This window comes from Glycomyces dulcitolivorans, assembly GCF_003265355.1.
In the GTDB taxonomy this organism is placed as follows: Bacteria; Actinomycetota; Actinomycetes; order Mycobacteriales; family Micromonosporaceae; genus Glycomyces; species Glycomyces dulcitolivorans.
This window is the reverse complement of sequence record NZ_QFRW01000323.1, coordinates 1-18215: the sequence shown is the minus strand read 5'-3', so window position 1 is coordinate 18215 and position 18215 is coordinate 1. Positions and strand designations below refer to the sequence as shown.

The following is an 18215-nucleotide window of genomic DNA, read 5'->3' as shown; positions in this document are numbered from 1 at the left end:
GCTACTCGCCGGTCTCGCCGTCGATCGACTCGCGGATGAGGTCGGCGTGGCCGTTGTGGCGCGCGTACTCCTCGATCATGTGGAGGACGATCCAGCGCAGCGTGGGGGCGCGCCCGTCCTTCCAGCGGCGGGCGGCGACGCGGTCGAGGCCGCCGTCCTCCAGGGCCTCGGCGGTGAGGGCGCGGGCGCGCTCGACCTCGCGCTCCCACAGGGCGATGAGCGCTTCGGGGGTGTCCTGCTTGGAGGAGTGCCACTCCCAGTCGGGGTCGGACTTCCAGTCGACGGAGTCCCACGGCTCGCCGACGGGCCGGTGGAACAGGTCGTCGGAGAACCAGCTGACCTCGACAAGGGCGAGGTGCTTGAGCATGCCGCCCAAGGTCATGGTGGAGGCGCCGACCGTGGCCTGGAGTCCGGCGGCGTCGAGGCCGCGGACCTTCCAGGCGAAGGTGGCGCGGTGGAAGTCGAGGAAGCCGAGGAGCATGGCGGCCTCGTCGCCGGAGACGGGCGCTTCGGGGCGGCCCTGTGCGTCGATGACGGTCATGCCCGGACTGTATCGGTCCGGAAGGGACCGGCGCTCGCGCATTTCGAGCGGCAATCGGATGCCGAAACTTCCGGGCCGTGTCAATCCAGCTCAACCTATTTACATGCCTCGATGTTTATCGGTAACCTGGCGGGGCGGCGCGGACGATTCCGGAATTCCCTGAAACTTCCGGACCCGTGTTGCGAATGCGATGTACCGCAACGAGAGAGGCGAATCATGGCAATCCCGATCCGATCACGGCTGCGAGCGGTGCGCATCGCGCTGCTGGCCGCCGCCATGGCCGCGACGATGGCGGCCGCCGCCCTGACGGCGAACGCGCAGGAGGACTCGGCCGACCCGGTGCAGGCCGAGGCGCTCCCGACGAGCTTCACGTGGAGCTCCAGCGGCGTCCTGGCGGGCCCCAAGCCCGACGCGTCCCACCCCAGCATCGCCGGCCTGAAGGACCCCTCGGTGGTCTACTCGGGCGGCAAGTGGCACGTGTTCGCGAGCATCGCGAGCTCCGCCGGCTACAACATGGTCTACTTCAGCTTCACCGACTGGTCCCAGGCCTCCTCGGCCACCCACTACTACCTCGACCAGTCCGGCATCGGCGCCGGCTACCGGGCCGCCCCGGAGGTGTTCTACTACGAGCCGCAGGGCCTGTGGTACCTGGTGTACCAGACCGGGAACGCGTCCTACTCCACGAACGCGAACATCGCGAACCCGGCGGGCTGGACCGCGCCGAAGCACTTCTACTCCGGGATGCCGCAGATCATCCAGGACAACATCGGCAGCGGCTACTGGGTCGACATGTGGGTCACCTGCGACGACGTCAACTGCCACCTGTTCTCCTCCGACGACAACGGGCACCTCTACCGGTCCCAGACCACCGTCGCGAACTTCCCCAACGGCATGAGCCAGCCGGTCATCGCCATGCAGGAGTCGAACAAGTACGACCTGTGGGAGGCCGCGAACATCTACAAGGTGAAGGAGACCAACCAGTACCTGCTGCTGGTGGAGGCCTTCGGATCGGTGGGCCGCTACTTCAGATCCTGGACGTCCACGAGCATCGCCGGGCCATGGACGCAGCTGGCGGCCAGCAACGCCAACCCGTTCGCGGCCGCCTCCAACGTGTCCTTCCCCGGCGGGACCTGGACCGAGGACATCAGCCACGGCGAGATGCTCCGCACCGGCGTGAACCAGAAGATGGAGGTCAGCTCCTGCAACATGCGCTACCTCTACCAGGGGGTCGATCCCAGCGCGGGCGGCGACTACAACAGCCTGCCGTGGCGGCTCGGGCTGCTCACGCAGACCAACCAGAGCCCCGGCTGCGGAGGCGGCGAGGAGACCACCTCCCCGCCGACCACGACGTCGCCGCCGCCGACCACCGGCGCCTGCACCGCCGCGGTCTCGGTGGTGGGCAGCTGGACCGGCGGCTGGCAGGGGAAGGTCACGGTGACCGCCGGGTCGGCCGCGATCAACTCCTGGAAGGTGACGTGGACCTGGCCGGGCTCCCAGACCGTGACCTCGGCGTGGAACGCGACCTGGTCGCAGACCGGAACGGCGGTGACGGCCACGAATGTCAGCTGGAACGGGTCGGTCGCGGCCGGCCAGTCCCGTGAGGCGTTCGGCTTCATCGCCAACGGGTCCGGCGCGACCCCGCAGGTGACCTGCTCGACCGCGTAGCCCGAACGACCGCGCAACGAGCCGGTGCCCGCTCCCCCGGATCTGGGGAGCGGGCACCGGAGCACGGCGTGGAATGGGGATCTGCGTCGATCGTTATGCGGCCGTAGCCGTTTCAGGGCAGTAAAAAAGGCCCCACCGCAACGAACCGAAACGACGAAAGCCTTAAAAATGAAACGATGACCTTCTTTTGCTACCGCTTTTTCTTTCCACAGACTATTTGTCCACAACATACACTAACTTTAAGTATCACCGAGACACTCATATCATAAGGCCCGGACGCCTTTCCGGTCAAGGCGTCCGGGCCCTTCTTCGCTATTATCAGCTGTTCAGCTGATGTCGAATTGCACCAACAGGTAAGCGCGGCGGACGTCCTCGGGCAGCAGCGAGTCGTAATCGGCCGCTGCGGCGCGCTTCAGCCCCAGCCGCCACTCCCCCAGCATCGCCGGGGCCGGGACGGGCGCGACCGCCGAGTGCGGGGCGCCGCCGAACGACGGGTCGTTCGCGCCCGGCACCTCGCTCGCCGACATCTGCCCGGGCAGGCGCCACTTGACGGCGAACGCGTCGGTGTGGACGGTGTCGAGCACGAGGTCGGCCGCGGCCACCTTGACCGTGCCGGTGGCGGCGCGGACCCGCGCCCAGAACGGCAGGTGCTCCGGGGTGAGCGTGAAGACGAGCTCCTGCTCCTCCTCGCCCTCGGGGAACAGCATCCGGTGCCAGGCGGTGCCGAACTGCTCCTCCAGGGCGAACAGGGCTGCACCCGAGGTCGGCAGGACCGCGTCGAGGTTGCCGACCGCGAGGCCGGCCAGGCCCGGCCCGCCCGCGCGCGCCGTGTAGTCGAGGTGGAGGACCACGTCGGTGATCGAGGCGAGGTCGAACTGGTTGTGGGCCTTGGGGAGCGAGATCGTCCACTGGCTGACGGCGCCGGCGCCCTCGAAGGGCAGGAACCGCTCGTCCTCGAAGCGCAGCTCGAACATGCCGCGGTCGTTGACCGCGTGGCTGGTCGCGATCGCCTCGGTCGGCACCGGGCTCTTCCAGAACCGGGGGTCGCCGCCGACCAGCGGGTCGCCGTAGCCGCCCGCGACCGAGTCGGTCAGCCGCACGCCGTTGTTGGTGACCGCGAGCGTGCAGTTGACGGACGTGTAGGGGCCCACCACGCACGGGACCGACAGCGCCACGGACTTGAGGCGGCGGCGGTAGTGGCCGGGGTAGTCGAGGTCGAACAGCCACTCCGGCAGCTGCACCACCGCCTGCCCGGTGAGCTTGAGCGCCAGGAGCGCCAGCGGGTCGACCTGCGCGAGCGACACGTGCTTGGTCAGCTCCAGGTCCCGCTTGTGCTTCTCCATGTAGGACGATTCCATGCGCCGCAGGTCGTTCGTCAGCCGCTCGGGGGCCAGGAGGCCCTTGCGCAGGGAGTCCCAGTACCCGAACTGGATGAACGAGGCGTCCGGCTCGGCCAGCTCGAACTGGTAGGACTGCTGGGCGAGCATCGCGGTGTCGAAGGCGATCTGGTACGCCTGGAAGTACACGGTGGACACCCGCGCGAGCATCCAGTCGTACAGCTCCTTGTCGGTGTACTTGGTGCGCAGGTACTCCTCGACCGCCTCGGTGTCGGCGGTCGCCTGGAGGTGGTTGGCGAGCTCGGCGGTCGCGATCTGCTCGCGGATCGCCGCCGTGATGAGCTGGGCCTCCAGCTGGGCGAGGTCGTTGACGGCCACGTCCCGGTCGAAGCCGTGCTCGTCGGCCTGGCGCGAGTAGCGGCCCTGCGTCTCGGCCATCGCCGCGCCGGTCATGAGCATCCCCGCGAAGCCGCCGATCATGGCGCCGGTGTTCGACAGGAACCCCGAGACGTTCGACCCGCCGATCGACATGCTCACCGTCGGCGAGCCGCCGAACCCGGCGATGCCGATGCTGAAGTCGGGGATCAGGTTCGCGGCCCCGGCCATGCCGGACATGACGGCGCTGACGGCGTTCCCGACCAGGCCGATGCTCTGCATGACGACCGCGGCGATCTCCTCGCCGTTCATGCGCGGCACCGAGCCGTGGTAGGCGATCCGGGTGTCGATCGCGGCCCGCCCGGCCTCCAGGGCCTCGCGGCTCGCGACCGCCTCGTCCTCCTGGAGCTCGCGCACCGCCTGGATCGCCCGGTTCAGGGCGGCCTCCTGCGTGGCGCGCAGGAGCATCAGCTCCTCGGAGTCCCGGGTCTCCAGGATGCGCAGCAGCTTGTCCCCCAGGGCCCGCAGCTCGCCGAGCAGCTCGGCCGCGCGGGCGGCCAGCACCCGGAACCGGTAGCGGGTGTCGGTGGCCGCGAACAGGCTCAGGACGCTGGAGAGGTCGGCGCCCGCGGCGGCGGCCTTGACGAGCATGCCCGGGTCCAGCGGCGGCTCGAACAGCGGCAGCTGGCGGAAGACGCCCTCGATGTTGAGGCCGTGCCGGACCTTGAACAGGCGGTCGGCGACGGTGTCCCAGTAGCCGAGGAGCTTGTCGTTCACCGGGATGCCGAAGTACTTGACCTCCAGGTGCGGCAGCGGCTCGCCGCCGCCGAGGTCGGGCTCGTCCGTGAAGTCGAGCGGCGGCGCGAACCCTTCGAGGATCGCGGCCACGTCCTGGTTCCCGAAGGGGTCCAGGGCGCTCTCGGCGGTCAGCTGCGCGTAGCTCTTGTCCTCGCGCTCGGGCGGCGGGACCTTCTCGGGCCGCCGGCCCAGGATCTCGGCCGCGAGCGTGTACAGCAGCACCGCCTGGTTGATCGACTCCAGGGTGTCGCGGCGGAACTGCTGGTCGGCCCAGCCGATCAGGTTGTCGAGGTACTTCATGACGATCGCCTTCTGGTAGGCGACCGGCCGGTGGCGCGCGACGGTGTGCGGCGAGAACGGGTGGTTCTTCCAGGCGCGCAGCTCGTCCAGGTGGTCCCCGATGTCGCCGAGGATCGACTCGATGCGCTGCTGCCGGTAGTCCTCGCTGGTGTGGTCGAAGAACGGCTTGGTCACCCAGTAGCGCTGGGGCGCTTCGGGTCCGTCGGTGCTGGTGGGGTCGAAGATCCGGTGGTACCAGCGCATCGCCTCCTCGAACCGCTGCTCGGCGGTGAGCTTCGCGGCGATGAGCATGGGCGCGTGGAAGAACAGCTCCCAGTTGTACGCCGAGTACGCGCCGCCGCGGGTGAAGTCGACCCCGCCCTGGGCGGTCGGGTCGATCGCGTTCCCCGGCTGCGGGCCGTAGGAGAACGAGGTCTCCGAGTTCGGCGCGATGCTCTGCTGCGCGCGCGTCACCAGGCCCTCGACGCCCTTGGTGTCCAAGGAGGCCAGGAAGTCCGAGGCGTGCGGGTGCCAGAACGGGTACCAGCGGTGGCCCATGGTCGTGACCGGCGCGTGGATCCAGTGGATCCCGCCGCCCCCGGTGTAGCTGAACGAGGTCGTGACGGTGACCTGGGTGCGCTTGAGCCAGTAGGCCCGCTGGCGGTCCTGATAGATCAATGGGGACACCGGGTCGTCGTTGTACTGGCGGTGGTGCGGGGCGAGCACGAGCTCGGCGGGCGTGCGGGCGGCGCTGAGGAGCTTGCGCGTGTCGTCCCAGCCGACCATGACGTCCACGGCCGTGCCCATCGCGGCCAGGCGGCCGTTCGCGAAGCGCATCGTGGAGGGCTTGCGCAGCTTCGGGGACCGCTCGGTCGAGGACAGCGACTTGATGCCGCGTCCCTTCTCGCCGAAGTTGGTCTGCACGTGCCACAGCGAGTCGGCGGTGAACACGACCCCGTCGGAGCGCCGCGTGTAGTTGCCGTACATCGGCTTCATCTTCAGGTCCACGACCTCGCCGGTGAACACGTAGGACGAGGAGTGCCAGGGCCAGTGCAGGACCGAGTACTGGCGCTTGGTCAGCCGCTCGTGCGAGTCGGTGAACTCGTCGTAGAAGCGCCCGTTGTTGAACTCGATCGAGGAGGAGATGAACACGTCCAGCCACAGCTGCGAGCTGCGGTGGCGCGGCTTGAGCGTGTACGAGGAGCGCGGGCGCGGCCACGGGTGGATGAGCTTCTCGCCGCTGGTGCGCCGGGCCGTCCAGCCGTCCGGGGTGCGCTCGGACCAGCACAGCTCGATCTCCAGGGTCCGCGACGGGTCGGCGGTCTGGCCGGGCGACTCGCTGGCCTTGGCCGGGGGCTGGCGCTTGGGCTGCTGGGTCTTCTCCTCGAACTGGAGCCAGAACAGGTGGAGGCGGTCGCGGTAGACGACCGGGACGACCTGGTCGGAGGCGATGTCGGCGTCGATGCGCTCCCAGCCGGTCCACTCGTTGTAGGCCAGGTCGAGGGACCGGTAGTAGCAGTGGCTCGGCTGCGAGGCCGAGCGGGCGACCACGTGCAGGCGGTTCCCCGACGCGGTCTGCTGGTGGTAGATCCCGAGGGTCTGCATGTGGGCGACCTCGACGAGCTTGCGCAGGTAGTCGCGGTAGGCCGACTCGGCGTTCGCGTCGGTCAGCTCCCCTTGGGACAGCTGGTCTTCGAGCTCCTTGAAGAACGGCGTCTTGTCGTCCCGCAGCTCGGCCTCCAGCCAGTTCTCCGGGTACAGGAAGACCTTCCGGTTGGCCTCCCACAGGCGGTAGCCGCTCATCCACTCCCACTGGCTCCACGAGTCCAGCGAGGTCGTGTCGGCCGTCTGCGCGGCGGTGATGCGCACCAGCGGCAGCTCCAGGTTGAGCAGGCACCGCTGCGCGAACAGCTGCACGGCGCTGATGGCCTGCTTGAGGCGGGAGGTGAGCTGGACGGAGGTCATCTCGGTGTCGAGGAGGAACCAGCGCTGGAGGTCGGCGGTGTCCTTCCAGTGTCGCGGGTTGACCCATTCGCGGCCCTCGGCGGTGATCGTCGGCGCGGTGGTGCGCAGCGAGTGCTCCACGAGGTAGGAGGTGAGGGCGTCGCGGCGGGCCTCGCGCAGCGGGTCCTGGAGCTCGGGCATGAGCGCGAGCCACGCGCCGGTGTCGTACTTGGACTTCATGGTCTGGCGCAGGTGCTCGGCGGCGAGGCGCTGGGCGCCCCCGGCGTCGTCGTCGCGGTCGACCCACAGGAGCGCGTCGGCGGCCGGGACGCCCAGGCGCCGCAGGGCCTCGGCGGCGGCGCGGGCGCGGGCCAGCGCGTCGACGTCGGCGTAGAAGGCGCTGGCGTCGCCGTCGAGTTCGGCGAGGTCGGCGGCGTGCCAGCCGGTGAGGGCGGCGACCGCGTCGCGGAGGTCCTCGACGGGGTCTCCGGCTGCTGCGGCGTCGAAGACCTCGGGCCAGCCGGTCTCCTCGGGTTCGGGGTAGCGGTGGCGCAGGACGAGCCAGGAGGCGAGGGCGCGCCATTCGGCTAGGGCGGCAGGGGGGTCGGCGGGTCCGGCGGGGAGGGCGCCGAGGTGGAGCCAGCCGAAGGCGGCGGCCTTCTCCAGGAGCCAGGGGAGGTCGTCGGCGTCGATGCGCATGCGGCGCACGAGGTATGCGGCTTTGTGGAGGAGGCGCCAGGTGTGGAAGAGGTCGGCGAACTCGGTTTCGGTGAGGGGGTGGGTGTAGTCGCCGTCGGCGTTTTGAGCCATGAAGTCGGGGTTGTCGAAGACGTCCCAGAGGGCTTCGGCGGGGCGCAGGAGGTCGAGGAGGGTGACGGCCTGGCCGTCGGGGAGGGAGAAGGTGGCGGCGACGGTGGCGGCGATCTGGCCGTCGACTTCGTCGGCGGGGGTGGTGCGCAGGCCTTCGCGGAGGGCGTCGAGCTGTTCGGTGATGGCTTCTGCGCGTTGGCCGAAGGGGGCGTCGGGGCGGTGTTCGAGAAGCCAGTCGAGTTCGGCGACGGCGAGTCCGGCTGCTTTGGTCTCGGCGTGGCGGTCGGCGAGGGCGGCGGTGGCTTCGGGGTGGGCGAAGGGGTCGGGGGTGTCGGCGGCGGCGAGGTCGACGAGGGCGAGGAGTTCGGCGACGGGCAGGCGGAGGGCGTTCGCGAGGGCGGTGTAGCGCAGGGGCGCGGTGAGGTCGGCGAGAGTGAGGTTGGGGCCGGTGCGGGCGAGGAGGAGGTCGAGGTCGGCTTCGCCGACCTGCCAGGCGGCGGCGAGGGCGGGGCGGTGGTCGGCCATGGGTTCGGTGCCGGTGAGGGGCAGGGCGAACGCGGGGTCGACAGGGTCGAGGAGGTTGGGGTTGGCGAAGAGGTCGGCGTAGGGGGAGCGGGTGTCGTCGGGTCCGGGTTCGGTGCTGAGGGGGGCGTAGAGGGTGAGGGCGGGTTCGAAGGGGAGGCGCAGGCGTGCGGCGAGTTCGGCGAAGGAGGCGAGGCGGCGCAGGGCCTGGGCGTCGAGAACGCCGTTCGCGAGGCCGGGGGCGCGCAGGAGCCGGTCGAGCTGGGGGGCGGTCCACTTGGTGTGGCGCCAGAGGCGGATGAAGCGGTGGATGCGGTCGTAGACGGCGGGGGCGAGGCCGGTGAGGGTCTGCTCGTCGAGGATGCAGGTGCCTTCGGGGCGTTGGAGTTCGACGGTTCCGGCGCCGTGGATCCAGGTGGTGTCGAGGAGGGCGAGGAGTTCGGTGTAGGTGAGGCCGGCGTGGTGGAGGAAGGGGAGGACGCCGACCTCGCCGACAGTGGTGTCGAGGCCCCAGGTCTCGTCCTGGGAGACGGCGCTGGGGGCGGGGACGGTGACGAGGTGGACGTCGAGTGTGGAGAGTCCGAAGTACTCCCCTGCGGCGGAGGTGTGGGCGGCGGGGGTGGCGGGGGCGAGGAGGCGCATGAGTTCGTGGCGGGGGACGCCGAGGTGGGCGAGGAGGACGCGGGCCTCCTCCTGCCAGGCGTTGAAGGCGCCGCGGACGGGGAAGCGGGCGGCCTTGACGGTCTCGTAGGCGCTCGCGTGGAGGTGTTCGGGGACGGCGCGCAGTTCGGCGGCGGTGCGGGTGGTCTGGGGCTGGGGGGCGGCGGCGCCGGGGACGGCGCGTTCGAGGAGTTCGTTGACGAGGTCGATGTAGGGCAGGGGGGTGTCGGTGTTGGGGCAGTTGAGGAGGAGGTCGTCGATGTCGGGGCGGCGGGCCTGGAGGACGGAGAGGACGGTGGCAGGGCCGGTGGTCTTGGCGGGGCGGGTGGAGAGGAACCGGAGGAGGTCGGCGAGGTAGGCGGCGGGGCCATACACGGATTCGCAGTGGCCGCATTCGCAGTAGTCGAGGCCGCCGAAGAGGAGGGCGAGGTCGGGGACGTCGCCGAGGACGCCGGTGGCGTCGGCGAGGGTGATCTGCTGGGGGCCGAAGACCTGGAACTGGCCGGGGGCGTGGTCGGACTGGAAGGAGGCGACCTGGGAGAGGACGTGGGCGTAGGCGATCTGGGCGCTGGAGTGGATGTTCGCGACGGCGATGTCGTCGACGCCGGGGTGGGTCTTGAGTTTCGCGGCGAGTTCGGTGCGGTCGAGGGCGGCGATCTGGCCGGCGGAGTGGAGGTGCTCGGCGAGGAGGGCGGCCCCGGCCTTGTGGGTGGGGGCGAGGCGGACGACGCGCTGCTGGACGCGCATCTCGCCGCGCAGGTCGGCGTCGATGTCGAGGGAGGCGCTGCGGACGTAGGCGTCGAGGCCGGTGGCGCGCAGTTCGAGGTCGGGGTGGGCGTCGATGAAGGCGGCGGCCTGGTCGACGAGGGCGAGGCCGTGGCCGTCGGTGCGGCCGAGTTCGGCGATGAGGGCGGTGGTCGGGTAGTGGGCGGCGGCGGTGGCTTCGAGCTTGCGGGCGAAGGCGTCCGGGGTCTCGTCGGCGGGGTGTCCGGCGTCGGCGACGACGGCGTCCCATTCCTCGGTGGAGAGGCGGGCGAGGTGGCGGGTGGTGGTGATGCCGGCCAGGTCGGGGTCGTCGATGCGGGCCTTGAGGAGGGCGGCGGTGGGGCCGTGGCCGCCGGCGATGGCGGCGGTCTCGACGGCGGCGGCGACGTCGGCGACCACGTCCCCGCCGCCGAGGTCGGCCGCGGCGCCGGTGAGGTCGGTCCAGAACGCCTCGCTGGGCTCGCCGTGGCCCAGGAGCATGGCGGCGACGCTGTCGTAGTGGGCCGCTTGGAGTTTGGAGGAGTCGAGGAGCTGGCGCAGGGTGGCGTCGCCGCCGACGGGCGGGGCGTCGAGGGCGGCGGTGACCGAGCGGGCGGTGAGCGCGGTGAGGACGGCCTCCTCGTCGCGGACGATGCCGATGGGGACGAGGTTGTCGTCGGCGGCGCGCGCGAACGCCTCGGCCTGCTTCTCGGGGCCCAGCAGGAGGATTCCGGAGGCGGTGGTGGCGGTGAGCTCGTCGATGCGGGTCCACTCGTCGGTGGCGGTGAGGAGCTCCTCGGGGAGGGTCCCGGGCAGGCCCTGGGCGATGAATCCGAAGTAGAGGGCGGCGCCGAGGGCCGGGTGGCCGACGTGCTTGGCGGCGCGCACGGCCAGGACCAGGCGCATGACCTCGTACTGGGTGAGCCCGGATTCGAGGGCGGCGACGGTGACGTCGTTGCGGTCGCCGTCCTCGACGAGGTCGGTGACGCCGAGCGCGCCGAGCACGGCGTCGAGCGCGGCCCGCTGCGTCTCGTAGAGGGACGGACCGCGGTAGGGGCGGTCGCCGAGAGTCTGGTTGGTCCACTGGATGGGCGTGGGGTTGAACAGGATCCGCGAGCCGAGGGCCGCGCCGTCGGGGCCGGTGAAGGTGACGGCGAGGTGGAGGGGCTTGACGACCTCCTTCGTGTCGGGGTCGCGCGGCGGGTCGTACGGCAGGTCGTAGAACCCGGACTCGCTCGTGACGCGCTGCGCGAGGGTCTGGCCTTCGCCTGCGAGGGACCGGAACGCGAGGCGGACCTTGGCGCCCTTGACCGGCCGCCAGCGCTCGTCGCGCACGGACCCGCGCAGACGGTAGCGGGCGGCGGGCTGCTCGCTCGCGGGGAGGGCGGCGAGGATGTCGGCGTTGAGGGCTTTGACCGTGGGCCCGTCGAGCTGGCCGGTAGCGGGCAGGTGCTTGTCGGCCTGGAACTTGAGGACGGCCTGGCGGGTGGCCTTGCCGTAGCGGGCCTCGCCGTGCTCGGACATGGGGACCGGGTAGCCGAAGTGGGCGAGGGCCTGCTGGGCGGCGGCGACGTGGCCGCCGCGCATGTTGAGCTTGGCCTGGCGCTTGAGGGTGCCGAGTCCGAGGGCGGACTTGACCTTGAGGGTCTTGGCGGGGGCGGGGCGTGAGGCGGCGACGGCTTCGAGCTTGTCCATGGTGGCGAGGTCGAAGCGCCCGGACGCGGGGAGGCGGTACTTGGCCTGGAAGGCGCGCAGCGCGGCCTGGGTGCCGGGTCCGGCCTGGCGGGCGTTGAGCTCGTCGGCGCCGACCTGGACGTCGAGTTTGGCGATTCCCAAGGCGCGCACGAGGGTCCGCTGGGCCTTGCCGAACTGGGTGCGCGAGCCGAGGCGGGCCTGGAGGGCTTCGGCGCGGAGGCGTTCGACGAGGGCCTCGTCGAGCCACCAGGAGACGCCGCGCGATTTCGTGCGCTGGCGGAACTGCTGGATGGCGGCGGCGGTCGTGGTGCCGACGCGGCGGCCGGAGAGTTCGCCGGGGTCGATCTGGTGGCCGAGGGCGGTGAGGAGGCCCTGGATCTTGGCGGCGCGGTGGGGGGCGTCGGTGAAGTAGCGGTGTTCGAGCTCGCGTTTGATCTGCCCGGCGGTCTCGGGGGTGACGACGCCGGTGCGCATGAGGCCCGCGGAGGCCTGGAGGCGGCGCACGGCTTCCCTTGTGGACGGTCCGAGGCGGGACTCGGCGAGTTCGTCGGCCTCGATGCCGTGGCGCAGGCGCACCAGGGACGCCTGGAGGGCGGCGACGTCCTTGCCGGTGGGCTCCTCGGTGAAGCCGGGGAGCTGGATGGCCATGGTGCGGTCCGGGTCCGCTCCGGGCGGGGCCGCGGCGGTCTCGACCGGCAGCGCGAGCCTGCGGATCGCCTCGGGGCTGAAGTGCCGCTTCGGCTGGTTCATGTCCTGCGCCTTTCTGGGTGGGGTGGCGGGGTCACCACCAGTCGAAGAAGTCCCCGAGGTGGTAGATGCCGACGCCGATGGCCGCGACGATGCCGACGGCGAGGAGGACGGGCGCGCCCGCGATCCCCGCGGCGATGCCGATCGCCCCGGCCGCGATGGCGAGTCCGGCCCCGACGCCCACGGCGCCGGCGACGACGCCCGCGGTGTCGCCGCGCTGGTAGGCGCGGTAGCCGCTGATGCCGGAGGTGACGGCGATGCCGAGGCCGCCGACGACGAGCCCGGCGGTCATGGCGCTGACGCCGGCGACCGTGGCCCCCGGCGCGGCCAGTGCGTACAGTTCGAGCCCGCCGCCGACGGTCCCGAGGGCGTCGCCGACGGCCATGGCGTAGTCGCCCTGGTAGATGTCGTAGGCGAGGGCGGCCGCGGACAGGGCGGTGCCGACGCCGGTGAGGACCCGGGCGCCGGCGCCGGCGTTCCCGGGGAAACCGCGGATGTGCTCGGGGGGCAGCGCGCCGGCGGGGACGGAGCGGGGGCGGCCGCGGGTGTTGGGGACGAGGGCGTCGGTGATGGCGTCGCCGACGGCGACGGGGACGTCGGTCTCGGTGATGATCACGGCGCGGGGGTTGCGGCCGGAGAGGTTGGGGTCGCCCGCGATGGACCTGGCGGCGTCGCGGGTGGCGGCGCGGGTGATGTCGCCGACCTCGTCGAGCTGGGCGGTCGACTTGATCTGGCGCACTTCGGTGGCGGTGACGACGTCGTGCCCGGCGGTGTTGTCGCGCCAGGGGACGCCGGCGAGCCATTCGAGGATCTGGCCGCGGCGCGAGCCGGGGACGCCCTGGTTGGGGAAGGGGAAGTTCCAGATGAACCGCTCGACGGCGGAGGGCACGAGGCTGGTGGAGGTGCCGAGGGTCCCGGGGGTGCCCTCGTCGTCGCCGGGCGAGCCGCTGACGTCGGCGTCGGTGTCCCCCGTGCCGCCGTCGCCCGTGCCTGCGTCGCCTCCGGTGCCCCCGTCCCCGGCGTCGCCGCCGGTGTCGCCCTCCCCTTCGCCTTCGCCCGCACCGGTCCCGGCGCCCGCTCCGGCGTCGGTGGCGGGCGCGGGGTCCTCGCCGGGGGTGTCGCCGGAGCCGGTGCCGGGGACCTCCACGTCGCCGTTCTCGTCGACGCTGAGGTCGGGGAAGAACCACTGGCCGAACTCGAAGCGGGGCGTCTCGCGCAGGTGCGGGTAGTCCTTCTGGGCCTCGCGGAGGATGTCGGCGGGGGTGGAGTTCGGGTTGTTCCACACGGCGGGGTCGGCGGAGGGGAACCCGACGGTGACGCGGCTGTCGGGTCGGCCGGGCGGGTGGTCCTGGGTGCCGGTGGGGTCGACGCGGCCGGAGGGGTCGTTGCCGCAGTAGCGGTAGAGGTTGGGTCCGGCGGTGGTGCCGGCGGGGTCGGCGCTGGTCCAGCGGCCGAGCCAGGACGCGTAGTAGCGGGCGCCGAAGCTGTCGAGGCCGGTCTCGTCGTCGCGCTCCTTGCCGTGGAAGCGGTAGCGCTTGAGGCCGAGGTCGGTGCCGGGGCGGGAGGCGCGGTAGGCGGTGGAGCCGTAGGGGTGGTACTCCTCGTAGGAGATGACGGCCCCGCCGTCGTCGGTCTCCACTGTGGCCGATCCGAGGTGGTTGCCGCACCGGTACCTGATGACGACCTCGCCGACCGCGGCGCCGCCGATGCCGCCCGGGTCGTGGACGAGGACCTCGGCCGAGGCGAAGGAGCCGGTCTCGTCGGCGAGGTGGACGGTGCGCCGCTCCAGGCGCAGGACGCCGTTCATCCACTCCCGGTAGATCTCGACGGCGCCGAGGTAGCGGCGCTCGGTGCGCAGGCCGCCCTGGCGCTGGATCGTCTTGCGCAGGCGCGCGCCGCTGCCGTCGTAGGTGTACCAGGCGGTGCCGCCGCCGCCGAGGTCGGCGCGGCGCAGGCGCCCGCTCCGGTCCCAGTCGAGGGCGGCCAGGTGCGGGGCGGAGGTGAGGTTCCCGTAGGCGTCGTGGGTGTAGGCGTGCGTGTAGGGGCCGTCCGGGTCGTCGCCGGGCGCGCTGGTGGCGGCGAGGCGGTTCTGCCGGTTCGCGGGGTCGGCGTCGTGCTCGTACCGGTAGCGGCGGGTCCATCCGCCGCCGCCGTTCGCGATGTGGCGCATGGTCGTCAGGTTGCCGAGGTCGTCGTACTCGTACTCCTGGCGGTAGGTGCGCACGGCGAGGACGTCGTTGGGGTGCGGCAGGGGCGCGCCGACCGGGTCGCCGGGGCCGGTCTGGCCGTTGGCGGCGTGCTCGCGGCCGGTGGCCTCCACGAGCTGGCCGATGGCGTCGTGGCGGAACCGCATGCGCGGGGACACGAACGCGCCGTTGAAGAACAGGGACTGCTGGGCGCCGTCGTCGACCTCGACGAGGTGCCCGCCCGCGTCGTACACGTAGTGGAGGTCCTGGACGGCGTCCCCGCCGCCTTCGGGGGCGGTCCGGATGCCGGTGACCCTGCGGTGCAAGGCGTCGTAGGTGTAGGCGGTGGCGAGGCCGTTGCCGTACACGGCGAGCGAGCGGCGCCCGAGGGCGTCGTGCTCCTGCCCGGCGAGGTAGGTCCGGAAGGGGCCGGTGCCGCCGATCTGGGCGCGCAGCTCGGCGATGAGCCCGGACGGGTCGTACGTCGGCTGGAGGACCGTCCCGTCTGCCATGGTGATCGACTCGGGGCGCCCGAGCGCGTCGAAGGCGGCGCCGGTGCCGACCGCCTCCGACACGGGCTCCAGGAGGGGCTCGGCGGCGGCCATGACCAGCGCGGGGTCGTCGAGGCCGACCAGGTCCTGCCAGTCGGGCTCGGTCTCGGCGTCGGCGCACAGGCGCCGCACCACTTCGAGGGGCGCGCCCTTAGGGTCGAAGCGCTCGAAGACGACCGCGCCCGCCGCGTCGAAGACCATGTGGATCTTGCCGGTCAGGTTCCTCTGCGCCGCTTCGGGGTGCGCCTCGCCGTAGACGACGCGGCCCACGACGGTCTCGGCCTCGCCGGGCTCGGTCGCGTACGTGGCGACGGGCCGGTGCGCGGCGTCGTACTCGATGCGGCTGGAGCGCCCGTACTCGTCCCAGGCGCGCACGAGCCGCCCGGCGACGTCCGAGAGGTGCCAGCGCCGGCCCCGCTCGGCCGACTCGCCGCGCAGGGAGGCGCCGGTGAGGTCGGCGACCCCGGAGGTGAACTCGCGGCCGCGGGCGTCGAACTGGCGGCTGAAGCCGCCGGTGGCGTCGGCCTCGCCGCGCAGGGTCCGCAGGTCGCCGTTCCCGTTGTCGGAGACGGTGAGGACGGTGCGGCCCAAGGCGTCCGTGTGGGTGCGCCCGGGGGTGCCCGCGTGCTGGGCGGCGATCCACGCCGCCCGCTCCTCGGCGTCGGCCGGCTCGGGGCCGGCGGGGTCGGGGCTGCCGCGCTCGGCGTACCAGGCGCTGTCGAGGACGGTGTCGCCCGGACCGTGCGCGACCGTGCCCCAGGGGCCGGTCTCGGTGCGCGCGAACGTGCCGTCCGGGTGGTCGACGCGCAGGACCCTCCCGATGGGGTCGTAGCGGGTGACGGCGGTGACGCCGGTCTGGACGAGCGCGGTCGCGGACTCGAACTCGTGGGTGGCCGAGAAGTACGGCTCGTACTGCTTGACCGCCAGGCCCTTGTTGTTGAAGACGCCGCGGCCGCCGCCGATCCAGCGCGGGTCGGCGTGGGCCTCGGTCACGGTGCCCGACACGGGGTCCCAGGTGCGGGCGGGCCCGGCGGCGGCGCGGGCCTTTACGAGAACGGCCGTGCCGGAGCCGTCGAAGTAGGCGTAGGTCTCGCGCCATTCGGCGGCGGGGTCGCCGTGGCGCTCGCGGTGGCGGCGGCGCACGCTGACGGGCTCCTGCCGGTCGGCCCAGGCGAACAGGTCGTAGTCCATGGTGGCCGTGGGGGCGTCGAGGGTGTCCATGCCGGTGTCGCCGGCCTTGCCGAGGAGGGCGCTGGCGACGGGGGCGCCGAGGGCGTCGTAGACGGTTTCGGCGCGGTTCCCGGCGGGGTCGACGGCCAGGCGCGGGGCGAGGACCCGGTAGTCGTGCTCGGTGCGGACCTCGCGGCCGAGGACGTCGCGGGTGACGGTGACGGCGAGGTCGTGGACGTCGCGTTCGATCTCGGTGGCGACCCCGAGCGGGTCCTCGGCGCCGGAGGGCAGGTAGAAGTGGGCGGCGGCGTCGGGGGCGTACAGGGCGGTTCCCGAAGGGGCCCACCAGCCTCCGTCGAGGTGCTCGTATCCGGCGCCGGTGAGCTCGGCGGCGTCGACGGACCCGTCGTAGTGGGCGGCGACGAGGCCGTCGGTGAAGACGAGGCGGCGGGTGCGGTAGGACAGGCCGAGGGTGTCGTGGACGCCGAGCGGGAGCGGGCCGGTGAGGTCGTCGGCGCGGAACAGGACCTGGGCGCGGCCGGTCAGGCGCAGGACGGGGCCGTCGGGGGTCGGCACGGTGCCGTCCTCGTCGACCGCCTCGTAGGGGACGCGTTCGGCGGCGAGCGCGAAGGCGTCCACTTCGGATGCGGTGAGGTGCCCGGCGGGGAGCCCGGCGAGCTCGTAGGCGCGGGTCTCGCACACCTGGCGCAGCCGCCGCACGTCGGGCCCGTCGATGTCGGGCGTGTAGTCGGTCTCCAGGTAGCCGCCGCCGGTGCGGGCCTGGGCCTCGCGGACCGGCTGCGGCAGTTCGGGGTCGATGATCGATCGTCCATGGGAGACGGTGGCGGAGCGGATCGGCAGGCCGAGGTCGTCGGTCTCCAGGACGAGGGTGCGGGCGGTCCGGGGGTCCTCGGGGCGCCGGTCGTAGACGCGGGTCACCGCCTCGGTGGGCAGCAGCTGGAACACCGCGTGGCGCCGGGCGCCCTTGGGCTGGCGCAGCGCGACGGCGTAGGCGGCCTCGTTGACCGAGTAGGGGTGCACCGACTCGGGGGCGTCGTCGAGGCCGTACACCTCGGTGCGCAGCGCGACGCCCTTGAGCGCGCGGCAGGCCTGGCGGTACTCGTCGTCGTCCAGGCCCGGCGGCAGGTCCGGTTCGGGCAGGGCGGGCTCGGGCCCGACCGGGTTGTCCCAGTACTGGTCCCGGCGCGCGTGCAGCAGCCGCTCCCCCGCTCCGGCGGCGGCCCCGGCGTGGAACCAGGTGCGGGTGAGCACGGGCGCCTGGTCCAGCGACGCGGCGGGGTCGTCGAGCGCGAACGCCTCGGTGTCGAGGGTCTCGACGAGCCCGAAGCCCCGGAACTCGCGCTCGACGGGGTCGAAGTAGCCGTCGTGGTACGAGGTGACGGAGGTGAACACGGTCTCGCGGACATGGTCGGTGCGGGTCACCTTGTGCGCGCAGGCGACCGGGAACGGGAGCGTCGCGGGCCAGGGCCGCCCGGCGCGCTCGTCGGCCAGCGCGAAGTACGTGGAGGGCCGGTACTCGACGGCCGTTTCGGCGCCGACGCCGTTGTCGTAGCCGGTGAGCAGGTGCGGGCGCCCGGCCGAGAGCAGGTCGATGTAGCGCATGGGGGCGGCGGTGCCGCTGGGCAGGCCGGTGGACCAGACGAGGCAGGCGGTGCCGGTGCCGCGCAGGTCGACGACGGAGGCGAAGCGGCGGTTGTCGGCGGCGGGCAGGCCGGGGAGGTCGCGGGCGGGGCCCCAGCCGTTGCCGGCGCGGTTGGCGTAGAGGCGGACGGCGTCGGCGCCGAGGTAGACGAGGTCGGTGCGGCGGTTGCCGTCGAGGTCGGCGAGGAGGACGCGGCGGGGGTCGAACCGGTCCGGGGAGTCGAACCAGGGGGCGTCGTCCATGGCGATCTCGGGTCCGAAGCGGCCGTGGCCGAGGCTGGGCCGGTACGTGACGGCGCCGTTGGCGATCCGCACGAGGTCGGGCAGGCCGTCGCCGGTCATGTCGGCGAGCTGGACGGCCGCGGCCGCGGAGACGCCGACGAGGCCGGGCCGGTGCGGGCCGGGGCCTTCGAGGAGGCGCGGCGCGGCGAAGCCGTCGGGGCCGAGGCCCTCGCACCAGCGGGTCCCGGCGGGGTCGGCCAGGACGAGGTCGGGGAGGCCGTCGCCGGTGAGGTCGGCCAGGCGCACG

At 72.6% G+C, this 18215-nt stretch carries 4 protein-coding genes and 1 pseudogene; 2 read left to right on the top strand and 3 right to left on the bottom strand.

What is annotated here, in order from left to right; genetic code table 11:
• Window position 1: 1 nt before the first annotated feature.
• Entirely contained in the window at window positions 2-541 is a 540-nt protein-coding gene (locus DI269_RS24215; protein WP_112140777.1) for a DinB family protein, read from the bottom strand.
• Window positions 542-814: 273 nt separating this feature from the next.
• On the opposite strand from DI269_RS24215, the pseudogene DI269_RS24210 reads away from it, so the two are divergent.
• Both DI269_RS24210 and DI269_RS29210 read left to right on the top strand, forming a co-directional pair.
• Window positions 815-1843: pseudogene (locus DI269_RS24210) on the top strand (non-reducing end alpha-L-arabinofuranosidase family hydrolase); the annotation flags it as partial.
• Window positions 1820-2206: a cellulose binding domain-containing protein gene (locus DI269_RS29210; protein WP_408612331.1), complete on the top strand. Its 387-nt coding sequence runs from the start codon at window positions 1820-1822 to the stop codon at window positions 2204-2206. The pseudogene DI269_RS24210 and the gene DI269_RS29210, both read left to right, overlap by 24 nt.
• Before the next feature lie 326 nt (window positions 2207-2532).
• On the opposite strand, the gene DI269_RS24205 is transcribed toward DI269_RS29210, so the two are convergent.
• Window positions 2533-12120 (bottom strand): Tc toxin subunit A-related protein, encoded by a 9588-nt coding sequence (locus tag DI269_RS24205; protein ID WP_112140772.1) that lies wholly within the window; start codon window positions 12118-12120, stop codon window positions 2533-2535.
• Window positions 12121-12151: 31 nt separating this feature from the next.
• On the bottom strand, window positions 12152-18215 hold a 6064-nt coding region (locus tag DI269_RS24200), incomplete at its 5' end, for a toxin TcdB middle/N-terminal domain-containing protein (RefSeq protein WP_198667711.1).

Coding starts and splice junctions, on each gene's coding strand:
- DI269_RS24215 (WP_112140777.1), bottom strand. CDS start 541: ATGACCGTCATCGACGCACAGGGCCGCCCCGAAGCGCCCGTCTCCGGC.
- DI269_RS24205 (WP_112140772.1), bottom strand. CDS start 12,120: ATGAACCAGCCGAAGCGGCACTTCAGCCCCGAGGCGATCCGCAGGCTC.